Origin of the sequence: Mucilaginibacter rubeus (genome assembly GCF_003286415.2) — a bacterium.
Taxonomy (GTDB): domain Bacteria; phylum Bacteroidota; class Bacteroidia; order Sphingobacteriales; family Sphingobacteriaceae; genus Mucilaginibacter; species Mucilaginibacter rubeus_A.
The window spans coordinates 3,863,705-3,883,340 of sequence record NZ_CP043450.1 but is presented as its reverse complement, the minus strand read 5'-3'; the positions used below and the strand labels follow the sequence as shown (position 1 = coordinate 3,883,340).

At 44.2% G+C, this 19,636-nt stretch carries 15 protein-coding genes; 12 read left to right on the top strand and 3 right to left on the bottom strand.

Going from position 1 to position 19,636, the window contains the following annotated elements; genetic code table 11:
• The first annotated feature begins 35 nt into the window (after positions 1 to 35).
• Both DEO27_RS15280 and DEO27_RS15275 read left to right on the top strand, forming a co-directional pair.
• Complete coding sequence (locus DEO27_RS15280; RefSeq protein ID WP_112574006.1) at positions 36 to 2,510, top strand: glycosyl hydrolase family 95 catalytic domain-containing protein; 2,475 nt, start codon at positions 36 to 38, stop codon at positions 2,508 to 2,510.
• Positions 2,507 to 3,262, top strand: coding sequence for a GDSL-type esterase/lipase family protein (locus tag DEO27_RS15275; protein ID WP_223817951.1), 756 nt, complete (start codon positions 2,507 to 2,509; stop codon positions 3,260 to 3,262). The genes DEO27_RS15280 and DEO27_RS15275 overlap by 4 nt, the downstream gene beginning before the upstream one ends.
• Before the next feature lie 253 nt (positions 3,263 to 3,515).
• Here the strand turns inward: DEO27_RS15275 and DEO27_RS15270 are convergent, their stop codons facing one another.
• Positions 3,516 to 3,785, bottom strand: a complete 270-nt coding sequence (locus DEO27_RS15270) for a CHC2 zinc finger domain-containing protein (protein WP_112573868.1) — start codon at positions 3,783 to 3,785, stop codon at positions 3,516 to 3,518.
• A 166-nt stretch (positions 3,786 to 3,951) separates the two neighbouring features.
• On the opposite strand from DEO27_RS15270, the gene DEO27_RS15265 reads away from it, so the two are divergent.
• The 8 genes from DEO27_RS15265 to DEO27_RS15230 all read left to right on the top strand — a co-directional run bounded on the left by DEO27_RS15265 (position 3,952) and on the right by DEO27_RS15230 (position 12,147).
• Positions 3,952 to 4,353: a hypothetical protein gene (locus DEO27_RS15265; RefSeq protein ID WP_112573867.1), complete on the top strand. Its 402-nt coding sequence runs from the start codon at positions 3,952 to 3,954 to the stop codon at positions 4,351 to 4,353.
• Positions 4,354 to 4,436: 83 nt separating this feature from the next.
• Positions 4,437 to 5,690, top strand: coding sequence for a PQQ-dependent sugar dehydrogenase (locus DEO27_RS15260; RefSeq protein ID WP_112573866.1), 1,254 nt, complete (start codon positions 4,437 to 4,439; stop codon positions 5,688 to 5,690).
• Between the two features lie 348 nt (positions 5,691 to 6,038).
• Complete coding sequence (locus DEO27_RS15255) at positions 6,039 to 6,488, top strand: GNAT family N-acetyltransferase (protein ID WP_112573865.1); 450 nt, start codon at positions 6,039 to 6,041, stop codon at positions 6,486 to 6,488.
• A 124-nt stretch (positions 6,489 to 6,612) separates the two neighbouring features.
• The gene (locus DEO27_RS15250; protein ID WP_146750076.1) at positions 6,613 to 6,981 is read left to right on the top strand and encodes a DUF2892 domain-containing protein; all 369 of its coding nucleotides are present in this window, start codon (positions 6,613 to 6,615) and stop codon (positions 6,979 to 6,981) included.
• Between the two features lie 43 nt (positions 6,982 to 7,024).
• Positions 7,025 to 7,498 carry a Dps family protein gene (locus DEO27_RS15245; protein ID WP_112573863.1) on the top strand — a complete coding sequence of 158 codons (474 nt, stop codon included), beginning with the start codon at positions 7,025 to 7,027 and terminating at the stop codon, positions 7,496 to 7,498.
• 111 nt (positions 7,499 to 7,609) lie between these two features.
• Positions 7,610 to 8,305 carry a LytR/AlgR family response regulator transcription factor gene (locus DEO27_RS15240; RefSeq protein ID WP_112573862.1) on the top strand — a complete coding sequence of 232 codons (696 nt, stop codon included), beginning with the start codon at positions 7,610 to 7,612 and terminating at the stop codon, positions 8,303 to 8,305.
• Positions 8,306 to 8,402: 97 nt separating this feature from the next.
• Positions 8,403 to 10,610 (top strand): response regulator, encoded by a 2,208-nt coding sequence (locus DEO27_RS15235; RefSeq protein ID WP_223817950.1) that lies wholly within the window; start codon positions 8,403 to 8,405, stop codon positions 10,608 to 10,610.
• 340 nt (positions 10,611 to 10,950) lie between these two features.
• Positions 10,951 to 12,147: a sensor histidine kinase gene (locus tag DEO27_RS15230; RefSeq protein ID WP_112573860.1), complete on the top strand. Its 1,197-nt coding sequence runs from the start codon at positions 10,951 to 10,953 to the stop codon at positions 12,145 to 12,147.
• A 73-nt stretch (positions 12,148 to 12,220) separates the two neighbouring features.
• Here DEO27_RS15230 and DEO27_RS15225 read toward each other — a convergent pair whose 3' ends face one another.
• Positions 12,221 to 13,465 (bottom strand): Na+/H+ antiporter, encoded by a 1,245-nt coding sequence (locus tag DEO27_RS15225; RefSeq protein WP_112573859.1) that lies wholly within the window; start codon positions 13,463 to 13,465, stop codon positions 12,221 to 12,223.
• 281 nt (positions 13,466 to 13,746) lie between these two features.
• On the opposite strand from DEO27_RS15225, the gene DEO27_RS15220 reads away from it, so the two are divergent.
• Both DEO27_RS15220 and DEO27_RS15215 read left to right on the top strand, forming a co-directional pair.
• Positions 13,747 to 16,989: a glycosyl hydrolase gene (locus DEO27_RS15220; RefSeq protein ID WP_112573858.1), complete on the top strand. Its 3,243-nt coding sequence runs from the start codon at positions 13,747 to 13,749 to the stop codon at positions 16,987 to 16,989.
• A 172-nt stretch (positions 16,990 to 17,161) separates the two neighbouring features.
• The gene (locus tag DEO27_RS15215; RefSeq protein WP_112573857.1) at positions 17,162 to 18,922 is read left to right on the top strand and encodes an alpha-L-rhamnosidase C-terminal domain-containing protein; all 1,761 of its coding nucleotides are present in this window, start codon (positions 17,162 to 17,164) and stop codon (positions 18,920 to 18,922) included.
• Between the two features lie 3 nt (positions 18,923 to 18,925).
• Here the strand turns inward: DEO27_RS15215 and DEO27_RS15210 are convergent, their stop codons facing one another.
• Positions 18,926 to 19,297 (bottom strand): VOC family protein, encoded by a 372-nt coding sequence (locus tag DEO27_RS15210; protein ID WP_112573856.1) that lies wholly within the window; start codon positions 19,295 to 19,297, stop codon positions 18,926 to 18,928.
• Positions 19,298 to 19,636: the final 339 nt, after the last annotated feature.

Below are 19,636 nucleotides of genomic sequence, written 5' to 3'. Positions count from 1 at the left end.
TTGTTATACTTGTAAAAACAATTGTATCCTACTTTATGAACCAAGGTCTGATAGCAACACTCCTGTCTGTAGTTTTACCGCTATGTACGCAATTAATTACGCTTAACGCAAACGCGCAAAATAATACGTTATGGTACAAACAACCCGCCAAAACATGGACGGAGGCCTTGCCCATTGGTAACGGTCGTTTAGGGGCGATGATTTTTGGTGGCGTTAATGACGAATTGCTGCAGCTCAATGAAGCTACCTTATGGTCGGGCGGCCCGGTAAAGCAAAATGTAAATCCCGAAGCTTTTCAATACCTGGCACAGGTAAGGGAAGCGCTGTTTAAGGGTGATTACCAAACCGCACGCGACCTTACCAAAAAAATGCAGGGGATATATTCAGAAAGTTTCCTGCCCATGGCAGATCTGCATATCAAACAATCGTATAACGGCGGCAAAGCCGGCAATTATTATCGCGACCTGAATATCGGCAATGCCGTGGCAACAACAAAATACGCGGTTAATGGCGTAAACTATAAACGTGAGATCTTTGCTTCGGCGCCTGATAAGGTGATTGTGATCCGGATCACTGCCGATAAACCCAAACAGATTAACCTCAACATAAATACCAGCAGCCAGCTTCGTTTTCAAAAAGATGTGCTGAATAAAACGGTGTTGGAACTGAGTGGCAAGGCCCCGGCCCATGTGGAGCCAAGCTATGTCGACTCGCAAAATCCGATAGTTTATGTCGATGATGATAAGTGCAGGGGCATGCGCTATGAAGTACTGGCAAAGGCTGTAAGTAATGACGGTAAAATAACTGCCGATACAAGTGGTATCACGGTAAAAGGGGCATCAACAGTAACACTTTATGTCACCGCGGCTACAAGTTTTAAGGCCTACAACCAATGCCCGGATGGCGACGAAAAAGTTGCTGAGAAAAATCTCGACAAAGTCGCTGCTAAGCCTTACGCGCAATTGCTTGCAGCCCACCTTGCCGACTATCATCACTTTTTTAACCGTGTAAACCTTAAACTTAATGATAATAAAGGCAGCCATGCCGAATTGCCTACAGATGAAAGGCTTGCACTTTATAATAAAAATCAGGCTGCCGATCCCGGTATTGAAGCCTTGTATTTTCAGTACGGCCGTTACCTGTTGATAAGCAGTTCAAGAACACCGGCCGTGCCTGCCAATCTTCAAGGCATCTGGAACAAAGAATTACGTGCGCCATGGAGCTCTAATTATACCAGCAACATCAATGTGCAGATGAACTATTGGATGGCCGAGGATTGTAACCTGTCTGAAATGCATCAGCCACTATTTGAGTTGATCAAAGGTTTGTCCGAAACAGGTACAGAAGTAGCTAAGGATTTTTACCATGCCAAAGGTTGGGTAACACATCACAATACCGATATCTGGGCGTTGGCCAATCCGGTGGGCGACCTTGGTCACGGCGACCCGGCATGGGCTAACTGGCCGATGGGCGGCGACTGGCTTACTCGCCACTTATGGGAGCACTATTTATACACCGGCGACAAGGAGTTTCTTAAAAATACCGCATACCCTTTAATGAAAGGCGCTGCCGAATTTACATTTGATTGGCTGGTACCGGACGGTAAAGGGCATTTAGTAACTGCGCCGTCCATGTCGCCCGAAAATGAGTTTATATATGCAGAGGGTAAAAAGTCGGACGTTTCTGTGTCTACCACTATGGATATGGGCATCATCCGCGATTTGTTTGATAACCTGATAGCGGCAACAAAGGTGCTAAATGTTGATGCCGCTTTCCGCGATTCACTTATTGCCAAAAAAGCAAAACTTATTCCGTACCAAATAGGCAGCAAAGGCCAGTTACAGGAATGGTATAAAGACCAGGAATCGCCCGATCCGCATCATCGCCATGTATCGCACCTGTATTCTGTATATCCGGCAAATGAAATTTCAATAGCAACCAATCCTGAATTGGCAGCCGCCGCGAAACGTACGTTAGAATTACGCGGCGATGAAAGCACCGGCTGGAGCCTGGCCTGGAAGGTAAACCTTTGGGCACGCCTGAGGGATGGCAACCACGCCTACAAATTATACCGCGATCTGCTACGCTTAACCGGCGAAAGCGGCTATAACTATAGCGAGGGTGGGGGACTTTATCCAAATATGTTCGACGCACACCCTCCGTTTCAGATTGACGGAAACTTTGGTGGCACTTCTGGCCTGGCCGAAATGCTGCTTCAAAGCCAGGATGGTAACATCCACCTATTACCTGCATTACCCGATGCCTGGGCCAATGGTGAAATCAAAGGCCTTGTAGCAAGAGGCGCGTTTGTAGTAGGTATGAAATGGACAGCGGGAAAGGTCATATCTGCTGATGTGTTTTCAAAAGCAGGAGGTACATGTCGTATCATTTCCAAATCAAAACTTACTGTCAAAGGTTCAAATGCTGCCCCTGTTAAAGTAAAAGAAGGGTATGAGTTGGTTATAAACACCGAAAAAGGTAAATCATACCAATTAGTAAGCGCGTTATGAGCAACAGCAGGAGAAACTTTTTAAAGAGAGCCTCGTTGGCTGGCGCGGCTGTAATGGCTGCACCCGGCATTGCTATAGCATCTGTAAAAGGAAATGATTATCTGCCCGATGATGGCGTAGGAAAAACGTTCCTGTTTCAGGGCGATTCGATAACGGATGGTGGCCGTAGTTTTGATAAGGACTGGAACCATGTGTACGGGCAGGGCTATGCTTACCTGATAACCGCCCGGATCAATTTTGATTACCCCGGCCGGGATTACCAGTTTTTTAACCGGGGAATCAGCGGTAATACTGTCAATGATCTCGCGGCACGCTGGCAAAAGGATACACTTGATATTAAACCCGATGTATTGAGCATATTGATAGGTATTAATGATGTGCATCATGTAATAATGCAGGGCGATAAAGCAACAGCCGATGATTTCGGCACTGCCTATGACCGGTTGTTGACCCAAACAAAAGCCGCGTTACCTGATGTTAAATTGATTTTGCTGGAGCCTTTCATTTTACCGTTAGGCATGGTAAGTAAAAATCCCGATTTATGGGCGTCAGAAGTGCAAAAGCGGCAGGTAATGGTTAAAGCACTTGCATCAAAATTTAACGCCATTTTTGTGCCTTTGCAGGATGTTTTTAACAAAGCCCTGCAAAAAGCCAAAGCCGAACACTGGATCTGGGATGGTGTTCATCCTATGCCAGCCGGCCATGAGCTTATTGCCCGTGAATGGATGAGGGCGGTTAAAAAGCTGTATTGATACTTATTTAGCCCTAAATAAATGCTGTCCGAAGTCTCCTGACTTCGGATATCTATGTCTGTGGTTTGTAACTGTCTGTATCATAGTCTTTTGATTCTTGTGCCTGTAGTTGCAGACTACAGGCATATCGAATTCGAAGTCATAGACTTCGAACAGCCGACAATCTCTTAGCTATACAAATCGGTCATGCACTGGCTACGAGATTGCCACGCTGCGCAATGACATTATTTTTATTACTTAAAAGCGGGAAACTTTACGCATGACTTGCAGCTATCATTTGAATAGCCTCTTCACGGGTTTTGTGTTCAATAGCCATTACAAATTCAACCGGGCCACCGCCTTTGCCGCAGCCAAAGCATTGAAAAATATTTTTTTCGGGGGATACCATGAGTGAGGTGGCCTGGTCTTTATGAAAAGGGCAGCGGCCTTTTAAATTTCTCCGGCTTTCTTCAAGCAGCACATATTTTGAAACAATTCGTACAAGATCGGCCTGTACCGGCGACAGGGAATGAGATGCAGACATGTTGGGTATTAGAATAGTTAATTATCAGGCTGCGAAAATAAATTATTACCGGAACTGAATTAACGTTTGTGGAAAAAAAGGCTTCAGAAACTCTTGTTTGGGGCTTTTTTCCTGACTCTGTAGCATTATATCAGATGCTTTCGTAATTAATTGAAAACCTAAAATTATGAAACAATTACTCGCCTTTATTTTATTGATTGCTGCTGCTGTAAGTTCATGCAAAAAGAATGATAATACGCAAGTGCTAAAATTAAACGGAACTTATGCCGGTACTTTTCAAAGAAAGGTTTCGGGCACAGGTGTTGTATCAAATGTAAGCCTCAGTTTTAATGAAGATGCTTGGAATGGCCAATCAAGTATAGTCAAGTATCCGGCCTTAAATTATGGTTCATTTATTATAAACGGCAACAAGATCAATTTTAAAAATGAATCGGCCTGGACAGCCGAGTTTGACTGGTCGCTGATCCTAAATGGCGATTATGATATTGCAGCATCTGGCAATAAAATAATCATTTCTAAGAGTTACGCCACCGGTATGAGGGATGTGTACACCCTAAGCAAGCAGTAAAATATAACTGAAATATTACAGGGGAGGGGGTAGCGCTATTCACCGGGCGAATCGTTAAATTAGCCTAACCAAAATCTGCTTTTATGAATCAAAGAACAACCTTGTTGCTTGGCTTGTCGCTAATGGCGATAGGCGGGCTTGCCTCGTTCAGGCTTACTAAAAACGATCAGCACCTGCCTGCTAATGCAGGTCTTAAAATTCCTGATGGATTTAGCGCCGCCGTAATAGCCGATAATTTAGGTAGCGCAAGGCACATGGTGGTAACTCCCAACAATGACATTTATGTACATCTGGAGGGTTTGAAAAACGGTAAAGGCATTGTGGTTTTGCATGACAATGGTGATAAGGCGGATGTTAAAACCAGTTTTGGTAATTTCTCAGGTACAGGCATCCGTATCAATAATGGATATTTATATGCTTCGTCGGATAAGGCCGTTTATCGCTTCAAGCTAAATGCCAATCAGGAAGTAGTTGATCCGGAACACCCTGAAATTGTTGTGAGCGGCTTAGTATCTAAACGGGCACATAAACCCAAGGCTATCGCGTTTGATAATGACGGGAACCTGTATGTGAATATCGGTGCGTATTCAAATATTTGTTCGGAATTTGATCCGCAGAAAACAGGTTGCCCTATTCTTGATTCTGCAGGTGGTATCTGGCGTTTTAAAACAGATAAGATCAACCAAAAACAACGTGATGGCGTACGCTTCGCTACAGGCTTGCGTAATGTAGTTGGGCTCGACTGGAACCAGCAGGATAACCAGCTATTTGTAATGCAGCACGGTCGCGACGCTTTGCACGACCTGTTTCCTAAATATTATACCACCCAGCAATCGGCCCTGCTACCGGCCGAATGTATGTATGCTTTGAAAGAGGGTGACAATGCCGGCTGGCCCTATATGTATTATGATGACGTTAAACACAAAAAAATAAAAGGCCCTGAGTATGGTGGCGATGGAGAAATCGAAGCAGACGCCAAGTATGCCGAACCGGTAGCAGCATATCCCGGTCACCTTGCACCCGATGGCTTGTTGTTTTATACCGGCAACCAATTTCCGGAAAAATATAAAAATGGGGCTTTCATCGCTTTCCATGGTTCATGGAATAGAGCACCCGAACCGCAGGCCGGTTACTTTGTGGTTTTCCAGCCATTTAAGGATGGCAAACCCGACGGTAAATGGGAAGTATTTGCCGACGGCTTCGCAGGCACCGCCGAAGAAACATCTCCGGGAAAAGCCGAACACCGTCCATGCGGGCTTGCGCAAGGCCCCGATGGTTCGCTTTATGTAAGCGATGATGTTAAAGGAACTATTTATAAGATCACTTATAAGAAATAACAGGATAAAGCGCTTTCAAAAAAGCCCAACTTGTTTAAAGCAGGTTGGGCTTTTGTATGAGTACTGACTTTTTATAAAACATGTCATTGCGAGCGAAGCGCGGCAATCGCATACTATACAGAGTAACTATGCTTCCGTGCGATTGCTTCGTGCCTCGCAATGACGCGGTGGATATGTCATTTGACCTTCGCAGATCTCTATTTTCTCCCACTCAGGATGACATTACTTCGTACCTGATGCAGAACTCTGAATGGGATCATTTAGCTACATCACTCCCCATATTATCAGAAATATTTACTTTAGTACCCATAAACAAACCCTGCGCACTTGCCATAAATACAAAGGACCATGAACTATACTCAAATTTGCAAAGCCTTCAATGATTTAACAGTTACCGAGCTATACCAGCTGTTGAAACTCCGGAGCGAGATATTTGTGGTTGAGCAAAATTGTGTGTTTTTAGATGCTGATGATAAGGACTACGCCTGCCATCACCTGTTATTATTTGATGATGAGCAGGAATTGGTGGCCTACGCCCGTATTGTTCCGGCGGGTAAATCATATACCGAAGCATCAATAGGGCGTATAGTAAGCAGTAAAAAAGTGCGCGGCACTGGTGTTGGTAAAATACTGACACAGGCGGCTATAGATGCAGCTAAAAACCTTTATGGCGATGTGCCTATCCGGATAGGTGCCCAATACTATGCCGTTAAGTTTTACAAGCAATTAGGCTTCAAAATGGAGGGCGAGATTTATGACGAGGACGGTATCGACCATATAGAAATGCTCCTGACCTGATAGCGGTTTAAACACGATTTGTTTAAATACGGCTTTTAACGATTGTTTTTGCCCGCTCAACGAATTTAGCGCATGTACTAAATGGCCGGCTGCTAATTTTATGTCATACTTTAAAAGCTATGCCATGAAAACATTGCAGTTACCGCCCGATCCAAGAGATCTTGCAAAAAGCAAGAGAAATAAAGTAGATATCGAACTAAAGAAAGCCCCCGTACAGCAGGAGCTAAAGCAGCCGAAACCTGTTCTGGATAATTTTCTGAAGCGATTTTTCCCTGATGATGCTCCGGAAAACCTGAGCACTACGGAGGCGGTGATACGCGGGGCATTAGTGTTTACAATGCCCGCACTGTCAGCAATTGACTGGAATTATCATACTCATGCCATGATTATCATAGCACCGGTAATATTTTACCTTGAGGTAACAGCATTTACCCTATATTGTCCCGTGAAAAGACTGTTTAGTAACTATACTCATCCATCAAAATATGAGTAAGTTATAAAACAGAAAACGTATCAACCCTACAAAACACAATATCATGAAAGCAAACATCGGAATTAACGAAGCAGACCGCCAGGCCGTTTCAGACCAGTTAGCAAAATTATTGGCTGACGAATTTTTATTGTACACCAAAACCCGTAACGCGCATTGGAACATTGAAGGTCCTGATTTTCACTCAATGCACGTGTTTTTTGAACAACAGTACAATGAGCTTGACGAGATCATGGACAGCGTTGCCGAGCGTATCCGTAAAATTGGTCATTATGCACCTGCTACTTTAACCCAGTTATTACAACTTACCCATTTAACCGAAAAGCTTGATCATAAAAACGATAGTCTGGGCTTTTTGAAAGAGCTGCTTGAGGATCATGAAAGCATTATCGAGTTTATCCGCGGTAATATCGATCCCTTTGTTAGCAAGTACAATGACGCCGGCACCAGCGATTTTATTACCGGTTTAATGGAAACGCACGAAGGCATGGCCTGGATGCTAAGGTCGCACTTTAGATAAAATCCCCCCTATTAAATAACCGCTTTTAGCTCAATTGGCTTTCCGGATGCAAACGGAAAGCCATGGGCAAAAAGTAAATTGATTATCTTAGCAATATTATTCAAGCCGCTCATGACCAGTTTAATTGTTGATGATAATCCCATTGCCCGCGCTACATTGAGCCATCTGGCCGGCCAGGTTAATGACCTGGATATTATTTGCGAATATTGTACCGCCATGGAGGCTTATAATCATCTTCAAAACCAAAACGTTGATTTACTTTTCCTGGATATTGAAATGCCCGGAATGGACGGTTTGGAACTTACCCGAAACCTTAAAAACAAGGATATAGTTGTAATTTTTACTACTTCAAAAAAAGAATACGCTGTTGAAGCGTTTGAACTTAACGTAGCCGATTACCTGGTTAAGCCGGTTACTCCCGGTCGGTTTTTACAGGCTGTAAATAAAGCCCGCGAAATATTGGATGGCCGAAAGGAAGAAGTGCAGGTGAAAAACGACGAATTTATTTTCGTACGCGATTCAAATATCACCCGTAAACTTATGCTCGACGATATTTTGTATGCCGAGGCAATGGGCGACTACGTAAAGTTTTATACCCCCAAAAAAGAATACGCCATACACGGCACATTGAAATCGGCCGAAGAAAAGCTGCCATCATCGAGGTTTATCAGGGTGCACCGCTCATACATTATTGCCCTGGATAAAATTGATACCCTGCAGGATGGCGGTTTGGTAATTGCCGGCAAATTTTTGCCCGTAGCCGATGCCTACCGCAAGACATTGAATAGCCGGATGAACGTTTTTTAGCCATCGATAAAGCCGGGCGGTTTAACGACAGTTTTGCCTTGTTGAACGATTTTTGGAATTAAAATAAATTTAACACCTGCATATTTACTTATCACCAATGCGTTCAGCGTCATCAGTAATGGCTAATAAAAAGTTTGCTTACCTTATACTGGCATCATTTGTTGCAGGTACAATTTTGTTGCTGGTTATTCAATATAATTTTTCGCAGAATATGCAGTCGATGCGTAAGGGTAACGAGAGCCTGTTGCGCGAGCTGCATACCAGTAACCACCTGCGTGAAGTTGACCGCGATTTGCTGGGCGTTGAAGCCCGGATTAGGGCTGCCATAGCTACCGATGATATATCGCACCTTGAGGGGGTTGACGCCAAGATCAAAGCGGTTAAAGATTACCTGGACTCGCTTCGTGGAGGAAACCATAATCCTACGGTTAAGCAGTACCTTGATAGGTTGAATATTTTAGCTGATGAAAAAGTCAGGATTAAAAACGACTTGCTGAAACACTACTATAAAACCGGTAATATGAACGATACCAGTTTTATAGCTAATCCGGGCGCACGCCGTATCTCCAATGAAATCACTGAAGTAACGCATAAGATCTACGACAATCGTCAAAAAATGATGGATGAGCTAAGTGTGGACGTTATTGATAACAGTGCCCGGGCCAGGATGTACGGCAATATGCTGATGATATTCATGTTTGTAAGCGGTGGTACCTTATGCTGGTTTATAGTTAACCAGTTCAGGCAGCAAAACAGGCTGATCAACCGGCTTAACGAATCGGAAAAAACCGCGCGGGAGGCATTGCTGATCAAAGAGAACTTTCTGGCCAATATGAGCCACGAGATCCGCACGCCGCTTAATTCTATACTGGGTTTTACCAATCTGCTAAAACGTCGTAAAATTGATCCGGACGCAGGTGAGTTTGTAGGTTCGATCCAAAAGGCTGGTGAGAACCTGCTGGCTATTATTAATGATATTCTCGATCTGTCGAAGATTGAGGCAGGGATGATGCGGATAGTGCAATCGCCATTCAGTGTGCGCGGTTTGATAGACTCTATCGAAACTTTGTTTAACGAACGCATCAGGGAAAAAGGTCTCACTTTTAGCAGCAAAATTGCTTCAGATGTGCCTGATACCCTTGTTGGCGATGCTACACGTTTAACACAAATTCTTGTAAACCTGATTGGTAATGCCCTGAAATTTAGCGAGCATGGTTGTATCAGAGTTGAGGTTTATAGTAAACAAACAGCGGGTAAAACCATAAAGCTGGGTATCCGTGTGGCTGATGATGGCATAGGTATTCATAAGGATAAACTGGCCTCCATATTTGAGCGCTTTAACCAGGCCGAAGATTCAATTACACGCAGTTATGGGGGCACAGGCCTTGGTCTCTCAATTGTTAAAGACCTTGTGGTTTTGCAACTTGGCGAAATAGAAGTTTCAAGTGAGCCCGGAAAAGGCACCGAGTTTAATTTTTATATCCCGTACATTATTGCCGACGACCAGGTTACCGCGCACATTGATGAAGAAGCGTTAGGTTCGGAAGTAAAAGTAAACCACGACTTAAATATTTTGGTGGTTGATGATAATATTATGAACCAAAGTTTGATGAAGCATATGCTTACCCAGTGGGATGCTGCGTTTGATGTGGTATCAAACGGCGAGGAAGCGATTAGCAAACTGCAATCAGAAACTTATAATGTGGTACTCATGGATATCCAGATGCCAAAGATGGATGGTTATACTGCAACTTATCACATTCGCAATGAGCTGAAACTGGATGTACCGATTATTGCGATGACAGCCCACGCTATGGCCGGTGAACGTGAAAAATGCCTGAGCCACGGTATGAACGAATACATTGCCAAGCCTGTAAATGATGATGATCTGTTTAAGCTCATCTTAAAGTTTGTGCCCGGCGCATCGCGGCAGGAGCAGGCTACGGCAATAAATGAATACGATTATCCATTTATTGATCTCAATTATATGAAAGATATCAGTAAAGGGAATATCGACTATGAAAAACTGGTAACGTCGCAATTTATTGAACTTACCTTAGCTGATGTAAGCACGCTCAAAAATATGTTCAGTGCGGAAGATTTTGAAGGTTTGAAAGCCACTGCGCATAATATGAAAACCACGGTAGCCATTATGGGCTTGCTTCCAGCTTTAGAAGCTGATTTAGACGAGCTTGAGCAGGCGACCATAGCTGATACCGAAACTTTAAGGCTCATTAATGATATTACCGCGGTATGCCTTAATGCTATTGATGATGCCAAGCGTTTTTATAGTACGCTGGTTTAAACCCTATTTATTTAATGTAGAGACTTTAATACTGGTCGAAGTTTAGCGATAGCGTAACTTCGTCCTAAAATAGTGGAAGCATCCTGCTTCCGCGTTTAATGATTAGGAGATAAAGGCAAAGCAATTGTATCAAGGCAAGCTGAAAGCTTGCCTTGTTTTGGGACGAAGTTACGCTATCGCTAAACTTCGACCAGTGTAAACCGGGAGACGCATGTAATGCGTCTCTACTTGTTTTAAGACAACCCTTCACCGACAGTTTTTGCCTGTTCAACGAATCCCGAAGCCAAAGCCTTTAAAGTAGCCTTAGTTTTATGATAACAAAAATTGTTACCCTAAGCTCATGGCAACATTAACCGCAACCCCACAACAATTAATTAGTGCTAATCCGCAGATAGCTGCATTTGGTAATCCTGATAATTTTATTGAACCGGTTTTCCCGGGGCAGATATTAAACCAATATGCTTTTTTGGTTGATATATCAGAAAGGGTGCACACCCGCGAAATGGCCATCACCAACGTATTGGCCACCGCCGGAATAGGGATGTGGACTTATGGGATATACAGTAAAAAGTTTCATTTATGCCCGGTTGCAAGTAGCTTTTTAGGCATGAAAGGCAGCAGCACTTTTGGTTTAGGTGTGTTGATGCAAAAACTGGTGCAGTGGAACCAGAAGCATGTTTTAGATACTGCTAAAACAGCCTGCCGCATGCAGCAGGAATTTGAAGCCGAATTGCACATCAACACTGCCAATGGTTGCTACGGCCGTTGGCTCAAAATAACAGGAAAGCTTTATTGTAGTGATGGCCTGGCTATGAAAATGATGGGCACCCTGACGGATATTACCGCTGCCAAGCAGGAGGAACTCCGTAAAAATGATCTGATGGCATTCCTAAACCATGAGCTTCGTACACCGCTAAGTACTATTAAATTATACATTCAAAATACCGCCCGCGTTGCGCGGATGGAAAACAACAAATCGTTGGAAGATAAAATGCTCAAGGCAGATCAGCAAACCGTGAGCATGACCCAACTGATCAATAACTTTTTAACATTGTCGCAGGTGCAGGATGCGAAGCTTAGTTTACAAAAAAGCCATTTTGATTTGAGCGAACTGCTTGAGGATGTAACAACTGATATGATGGTGCTTTATCCCGACCGGAAATTCAAGGTAAAAGAAGCAAAGGAAATTTGGGTTACTGCCGATTATGATAAACTGGTACAGGTGCTCGTAAATTATGCGAACAACGCGGTTAAGTTTTCGCCGGTAAAGAGTGTAATTACCCTGGGCTGTCAAATGGTTAGCGGTGAGGCTATCGTAACCGTACAGGATAAGGGCCGTGGAATAAAAGAAGCCGATCAAAAGTTGCTGTTTTGCCGCTATTCGCGTATTCATCATGAAAAAACTGGCGGTGCAAAAGGGTATGGCTTAGGCTTATACCTCTCGCGTGAGATTGTTGAAAGCCATGGCGGAGCGGTAGGGGTGAACAGTGAATATGGCAAAGGGGCAACATTTTATTTTAAGTTGCCGGTTAAGTAGGACATTTGCTGCGTGGGAGGGGAAGACTTACGAAGTTTCAAAAACTTCGTAAGTCTGAAATTTATTACACTTGCTATTCATCAGTAAGCCGTTTTACAATCCACGGTAAGGTAAGGCCCTGGCCAATCAGGGTAAACAACACTACCACAACCGAGATAAATATAATGGCATTGCGCTCGGGGAATGGACTGCCATCAGCCAGAGTAACCGGCAATCCAATGGCAATAGCCAATGATACAATTCCTCTCATGCCCGACCAGCTAATGATCAAACTGCTTTTAAAATCAAGCAAGGCATCTATGGTTATTTTATGCTTTCCCTTTTTGAAAGCATTTTGCAGATTTACTTTTTGAAGAAAAACACGTACCATTCGTAATATCAGGGCAACAACAGTAATCAGGAAAGAGTAACCCACGTACGGCCATATCTGCGCTTTTGGGATGTTTTTGATCACATAAGGGAATTGCAGGCCAATGAAAATAAAGATCAACCCATTCAGCAAAAAGATGATGATATCCCAGATTGATTTGGACTGCTGTTTCAATTTTTCGGGGAAAACCTTAGCGCTGAAACGGGCAATACTCAGTCCCAAAACCACTACCGCTATAACTCCCGAAACATGGAAGTGCTCGGCCACAAGGTAGGTTACAAATGGCATCAGCAACAAAAAGCTAACTGTCACCATATCATTTTTATGTACCCGTTTAATGATGAATGCCAATATTTTTCCTATGACCAGTCCAGCAACAAAGCCACCGGCCATCAATATAAAAAACTCCAAAGTCGCTTTCCAGAATATAAACGCTGCGCCTGTTACGGCGGCAACTGCAAAGCGGTAAGCTACCAGCGCGGAGGCATCATTCACCAGGCTTTCACCCTCCAAAATGGTGTTGGTATTGTGCGATATTCCGAGCCCTTTGGTGATACTCATGGCAGCAACGGCGTCTGTAGCCGAAAGAATAGCACCCAATACAAAAGCCAGCGGCCAGGTCATACCGGGTATCATGAAGTGCGCTACCACTGCAATGCCGGAAGCCGTGATAAATACCAACGAAATAGCCAGCGTACCTATGGTATTGATATTGGTTTTAAACGTTTGATAGGATATGTTAAAAGCCGCGTCGTACAATAAGGGAGGTAAAAAAATCAGGAAAACAATTTCGGGGTTAAGCTCAATATCCGGGATAGACGGAATAAAGCCCACCGCTATCCCGGCTACAATGAGTAAAATAGGATAGGGCAATTTTATATTATCGGCAATAGCCGATAAGCCGATCATGATAGCGAGGATCAATATAACTATGGTGTAGTTTTCCATAAACAGTTACGCTTTTATTGAATTGTATAACTGAGGTACCATCGCCAAGATAAATGAAAAGTTTGGGAAATTGTTTTTTTCAAAGTACTTCAAAACGCAGCCATAAATTTTGAGTTGATAACATGATATATTTTTAAGGCAAGATAGTACAGGATGCCAAATCATATCTAAAGCTTTAGTATTGTTTAATTATAAACTTAACAGCTTTTCCGGGTACAAACTCAACTATTCTGCTTAACAGTATGGAAGTATAAAGCTTTATAAAACAAAATATCTACCTGATGCAAAATGTCTACAAAAGGGCCATCCTAACATTGCTTGTGGTCAACGCAATTGGTTTTGGTGCCCGATGCTTCGCCCAAGCCAGATCACCTAAAACCGATCCACTTTACAGTGGGTTTAAAACCACGCCCGATTCCGTGCAAACCAGTGTGTACTGGTATTGGATCTCCGGGAATGTATCAAAGGAAGGCGTGGTTAAAGACCTTGAATCGATGAAAAAGGTTGGCATTAACCGGGCTTTTATCGGTAACGTTGGCCTGGATGAAATCCCTTATGGCAAGGTGAAAATGTTTTCGGACGAATGGTGGGACATTATGCATACAGCGCTTAAAACCGCTACTAAACTCAAAATAGATATCGGTATTTTCAATGGTCCGGGTTGGAGCCAGTCTGGTGGGCCATGGGTTAAGCCGGAGCAGTCTATGAGGTATCTGACTTCGTCAAGTATCACAGTTAAGGGGCCTGTGAGCCTCGATAAAAAACTGGATCAACCCCAAAAACAATTTCAGGATGTAAAAGTGATCGCTTTTCCTGCCCCTGTGGGCTACGGCGAGCAGATGGTAAGTTCATTTATCAGTTCCTTACCTGTCGATGCGCACGCTAACAACCTGATGGATGGCAACGAAAATACGGTGTATACTATCCCAAATGATCCGAAGCCTACGGTGACTATTGATGCCACCTCACCTTATACGGCACGCAGTTTTGTTTTTTATCCTTCACACAAGGAACTGAGGTTTGAGGGCGATATCCAGGCCCGCGATGCTTCCGGGAGCTATCAAACCATTAAGCACTTTGTGGTTGACAGGAGCAATACTAATTTAAATGTGGGTTTTAGCCCTTTTTCGCCTGCCACGATATCTATTCCGGCAACAACAAGCCAAAGCTTCAGGATCGTGTTCAGTAACGGCTCGCAGGGCAGCGATATAGCCGAGCTTAAAATTTCGTCATCGCCCAACGTAGAAAATTATGCCGAAAAGACCCTGGCAAAAATGTTCCAGACACCGCTTCCGTACTGGAAAGAATATCAATGGAAACCGCAGCCGGCGGTTGATGATCAGCAATATGTGATCGATCCGCGAAAGGTTATTGATATCTCAAAATATATGCAGGCTGATGGTACCCTGAAGTGGGACGTACCAGCCGACAACTGGATCATCATGCGCACCGGAATGACACCGACGCAGGTTACCAATGCCCCCGCACCGCCCGAAGGTCGCGGGCTCGAGATCGATAAGATGAGCAAAAAGCATATCGCCTCGCATTTTGATGCTTTCCTGGGTCAAATTATAAAGCGTATCCCCGCGGCCGATCGCAAAAGCTTTAAAGTAGCTGTTGAAGATAGCTATGAAACCGGTAGCCAGAACTGGACGGATGATATGCTCAAAAACTTTAAGGTTAAATATGGCTACGATGCTTTGCCTTACCTGCCGGTACTTAACGGCAGTGTAGTAGGCAGCCAGGATCAAAGTGACAGGTTTTTATGGGACCTGCGCCGTTTTGTTGCTGATAGGGTAGCTTATGATTACGTTGGTGGGTTGAGGGATGCCAGTCATAAACACGGGCTTACCACCTGGCTGGAAAATTATGGACATTGGGGATTTCCCGGCGAGTTTTTGCAGTACGGTGGCCAATCGGATGAGATAGGTGGTGAGTTTTGGAGCGAGGGCGATCTGGGTAATATTGAAAACCGGGCGGCTTCATCGTCGGCACATATTTATGGTAAAACCAAGGTTTCTGCCGAATCATTTACCTGTGCAGGAGGCCCGTTTTCGCGTTATCCGGCTATGATGAAACAACGTGGCGACCGCTTTTTTACCGAGGGGATCAATAACACCCTGCTGCATGTGTATGTAACACAGCCTGCCGATAACAGGTTGCCCGGAGCTAATGCCTGGTTTGGTAACGAGTTTAACCGCAACAATACTTGGTTTTACGATATGGATATGTTTACCAGCTATATCAAGCGCTGTAATTATATGCTAAGGCAGGGCAATTATGTGGCCGATGTGGCTTATTTTATAGGTGAAGATGCACCAAAGATGACCGGTGTACGTGATCCGGAATTGCCGCAGGGTTACTCATTCGATTATATTAATGCCGAGGTGTTGAATGGCCGTGCAAAAGTTGTGAACGGCAAACTGGTATTGCCCGGCGGCATGAGTTATAAGCTTTTAGTATTACCTAAACTCTCAACCATGCGACCTGAATTGCTGAAAACTATCACCAAGCTGGTTAACGATGGTTTGGCCGTATTAGGCCCAAAGCCCGAGCGCTCACCAAGTTTGCAAAACTACGGTGCGGCCGATGCTGAGATCAAAAAAATGGCTTCAGCGCTTTGGGGCAATATCGATAGCGTTTCGGTAAAAACACATCAGTATGGTAAGGGGATAGTAATAAACGGTATGGATACACAACAGGCGCTTGATCTGCTTAAAGTTGCTCCTGATTGTAAGTTTAATACCGTTGGTCAGGCTTTATTTATCCATCGTAAACTGAATGATGGTGATGTGTATTTTGTATCCAACCAAACAGGCCAGGATATTGACATCAATGCCGCTTTCCGGGTGCAGGGAAAAGCTCCTGAACTTTGGGATGCTACAACAGGCAACAGCCGTAACCTGCCCGAGTATAAACAGGAGGGAGCTATTACAACCGTTCCCGTAAAATTAGCAGCTTATCAAAGCGCATTTGTAATTTTCAGGAAGCCATCCGCCGCCAATTTATCTAAAGGAGAAAACTTCCCCGATCAACAGGTTTTGGTCGACGTAAATACCCCATGGCAGGTTACCTTTGATCCGAAAAGATGGGGGCCTGCAAACCCTGTTACTTTTGATAAATTAATAGACTGGACATTAAGGCCGGAGGATGATATCAAATACTATTCGGGTCCGGCGGTTTATCATAACACGTTTAATATAGCCCAGATAGAAAAAGGTAAACGCCTGCTGCTTGATCTGGGCCAGGTAAAAGCAATGGCTAAAGTAAAAGTGAACGGCATAGCGGTAGGTGGCGTTTGGACAGCACCTTATCAGCTTGATGTAACCAGGGCACTGAAGCAAGGCAGTAACACCGTAGATATTGAAGTAGTAAACACCTGGGTTAACCGCTTAATTGGTGATAGTAAGCTGCAGCCTAATGAACGTCACACCTGGACAACCGTTAATCCTTACAAGCCCGAAAGCCAGCTTGAAGCTTCGGGGCTGACAGGTCCGGTTACTGTTAGGGCGGTGGTTTATTGATAATGAAATAAGAAAGAAAGGGATGGCATGTGCGATTCCCCTCTTGAGAGGGGTGTAGGGGTGTGTTTCTGCTTTGATAAGTCAGGCGTATTAACACACCCCAGCTACCTCTCTTTGCCATCGCGCCCCCTCTCAAGAGGGGAGTTTTTAAAGCTGTTATAATAATTCCAACATGAAGAAAACCCTATCCATACTCATATTAACCCTTGCCTGTTCAGTCGGTAAAGCCCAGAAACTTCCACCTGTTTTTGACGCTAAGCGATCTGCCGAAGCGCAATCAACTGAAACAGTCAGGAAATATCTCTCGCCGGTCCGTATCCTGTGGAAATCGCAGAACGCAGCTACCAATATCACCAATGCTGAAAAACTGCTGAAGCAAGGTACAGGGCAGGCTGATCTGTCGGGGAACGACCTTTGCATTCTTCAAAGTAATGAAAAGGGGAAACCGGGTTTACTGCTTGATTTTGGCAGGGAACTGCATGGCGGCCTGCAATTGGTGACCGATCAATCCAGGGGAGGAAAGCCGGTAAGGGTACGGATTCGTTTTGGTGAATCGGCAAGCGAGGCTATGTCCAATATCGATACCATAAAAGGCGCTACTAATGATCATGCCATGCGCGATATGGTGGTTTCGCTGCCATGGTTGGGCAAACTGGAAATTGGCAACACCGGGTTCCGTTTTGTACGGATTGATTTGGTTGATGATAACAGCCAGCTGAAATTAAAAGAGGCGAGGGCTATTTTTATTTACAGGGATATTCCTTACCTGGGCTCGTTTAAATGCAGTGATACGTTGCTTAATAAGATCTGGCTTACCGGAGCTTATACCGTGCACCTAAATATGCAGGATTACCTTTGGGATGGCATCAAACGCGACAGGCTGGTTTGGGTAGGGGATATGCATCCCGAGACATCAACTATTGCCGCTGTTTTTGGCGATAATCCCGTTGTTCCTAAAAGTCTTGACCTTGCCCGCGATATTACCCCGCTGCCGGGGTACATGAACGGTATGGTATCTTACTCCATGTGGTGGATCCTGATACAGCGAGATTGGTATATGCACACAGGCAATCTCAAATATCTGCAACAGCAAAAGGCTTACCTGGTTAAGTTACTAAACCAGTATGCTGTGCAGGTTGATGCTAATGGCAGTGAGAAGCTTGATGGCGCGGGTAGATTTTTAGACTGGCCATCCAGTGAAAATAAACCTGCTATTCATGCCGGTTTGCAAGCCATGCTGGTTATGACCCTGAATGCCGGCGCCGAACTTTGCAAAGTTTTGAACGATCCGATCACCGCCAAAAAATGCGAGGCTGCTGTTGCCAAACTTAAAACCAACGTGCCGGATGCAGGAGGTTCAAAGCAAGCCGCCGCTTTATTGGGGCTATCGGGTTTATTGCCTGCTCAAAAAGCCAATGAGATACTTTCGGCTGGCGGGGTACATAATTACTCAACCTTTTTTGGATACTATATGCTGCTGGCCAAAGCCAAAGCAGGCGACTACCAGGGTGGGATTGATGCTATCCGCAATTTCTGGGGACCGATGCTAAACCTCGGCGCTACCACATTTTGGGAAGATTTCAATATCGACTGGCTGCCTAACGCTTCGCGGATTGATGAATTGGTACCCGAGGGGGAAAAAGATATCCATGGCGATTACGGCGCTTATTGTTACAAGGGTTTCAGGCATAGCTTGTCGCATGGCTGGGCATCGGGGCCAACACCATGGTTAACTGAGTACGTACTTGGTGTAAAGGTGGTGGCTCCGGGTTGCAAGGTTATCAAAATTGAGCCTCATTTAGGCGATTTAAACTTTGCCGAAGGTACATATCCAACACCATACGGTGTAGTGAAGATCAGGCACGATAAACAGGCCAACGGGAAGATAGAATCAACCATTAAAGCCCCTGCCGGGGTTAAAGTAATTCAGTAATATTTATTGCTGCGGCTGGCAAAAGCGTAAAGTATTGCCATCCATATCGGTAACATAAAACTCGCGCGTTCCCCAGGTTTGGTCGGTTGGCCCCTGGTGAACGGGTGAGTTTTCTTTTCCTGAAGTATCAAGTCCGCGGGAAACATAAAATTTAAACCTGTTGTCTACATCATCAACCCAAACATTTACCACCGAGCCAAACAGCCGGTCGCTTTCATACACCGTTAGCTGTAGTTCCCCAAATTCATTGATCAGGTCAACAACACCGTCATCGGCTGTTTCCTCAGGATATTTTAGCCTGAAGTTGAGCACATTGGTGTAAAAACCGACAGACTGCTTCAAGTCGCGGCATTTAAAAAGCGGGATCATCTTCATAGTATTAAATTTACGGTTTTTAATGGATAGCACAGTTTAGTAAATGCTTGTGTTTTTATGTGCCCGGTAGTATCTGAGGTGATTAAAAATAAGGCCTTGTTTACACTTTAATCTGCTGTATGTCATACCCGGATCATTAATTACCGGCAACAGTAAAATCGACCAAATTATCAGCCTTTTGTACATTTTTTACTGGCGATTAACTTGCATTTTGTATTGTTAAAGGAGATTAAAGTAGTGAAAATGAGGTTGATTTTAAGTGTGTAATAATTACACTAAGATGAGGCTGTTTTTTAAGAAACTCAGTAAATTTATGTTAGAAAAACAAGGCAAATAAAG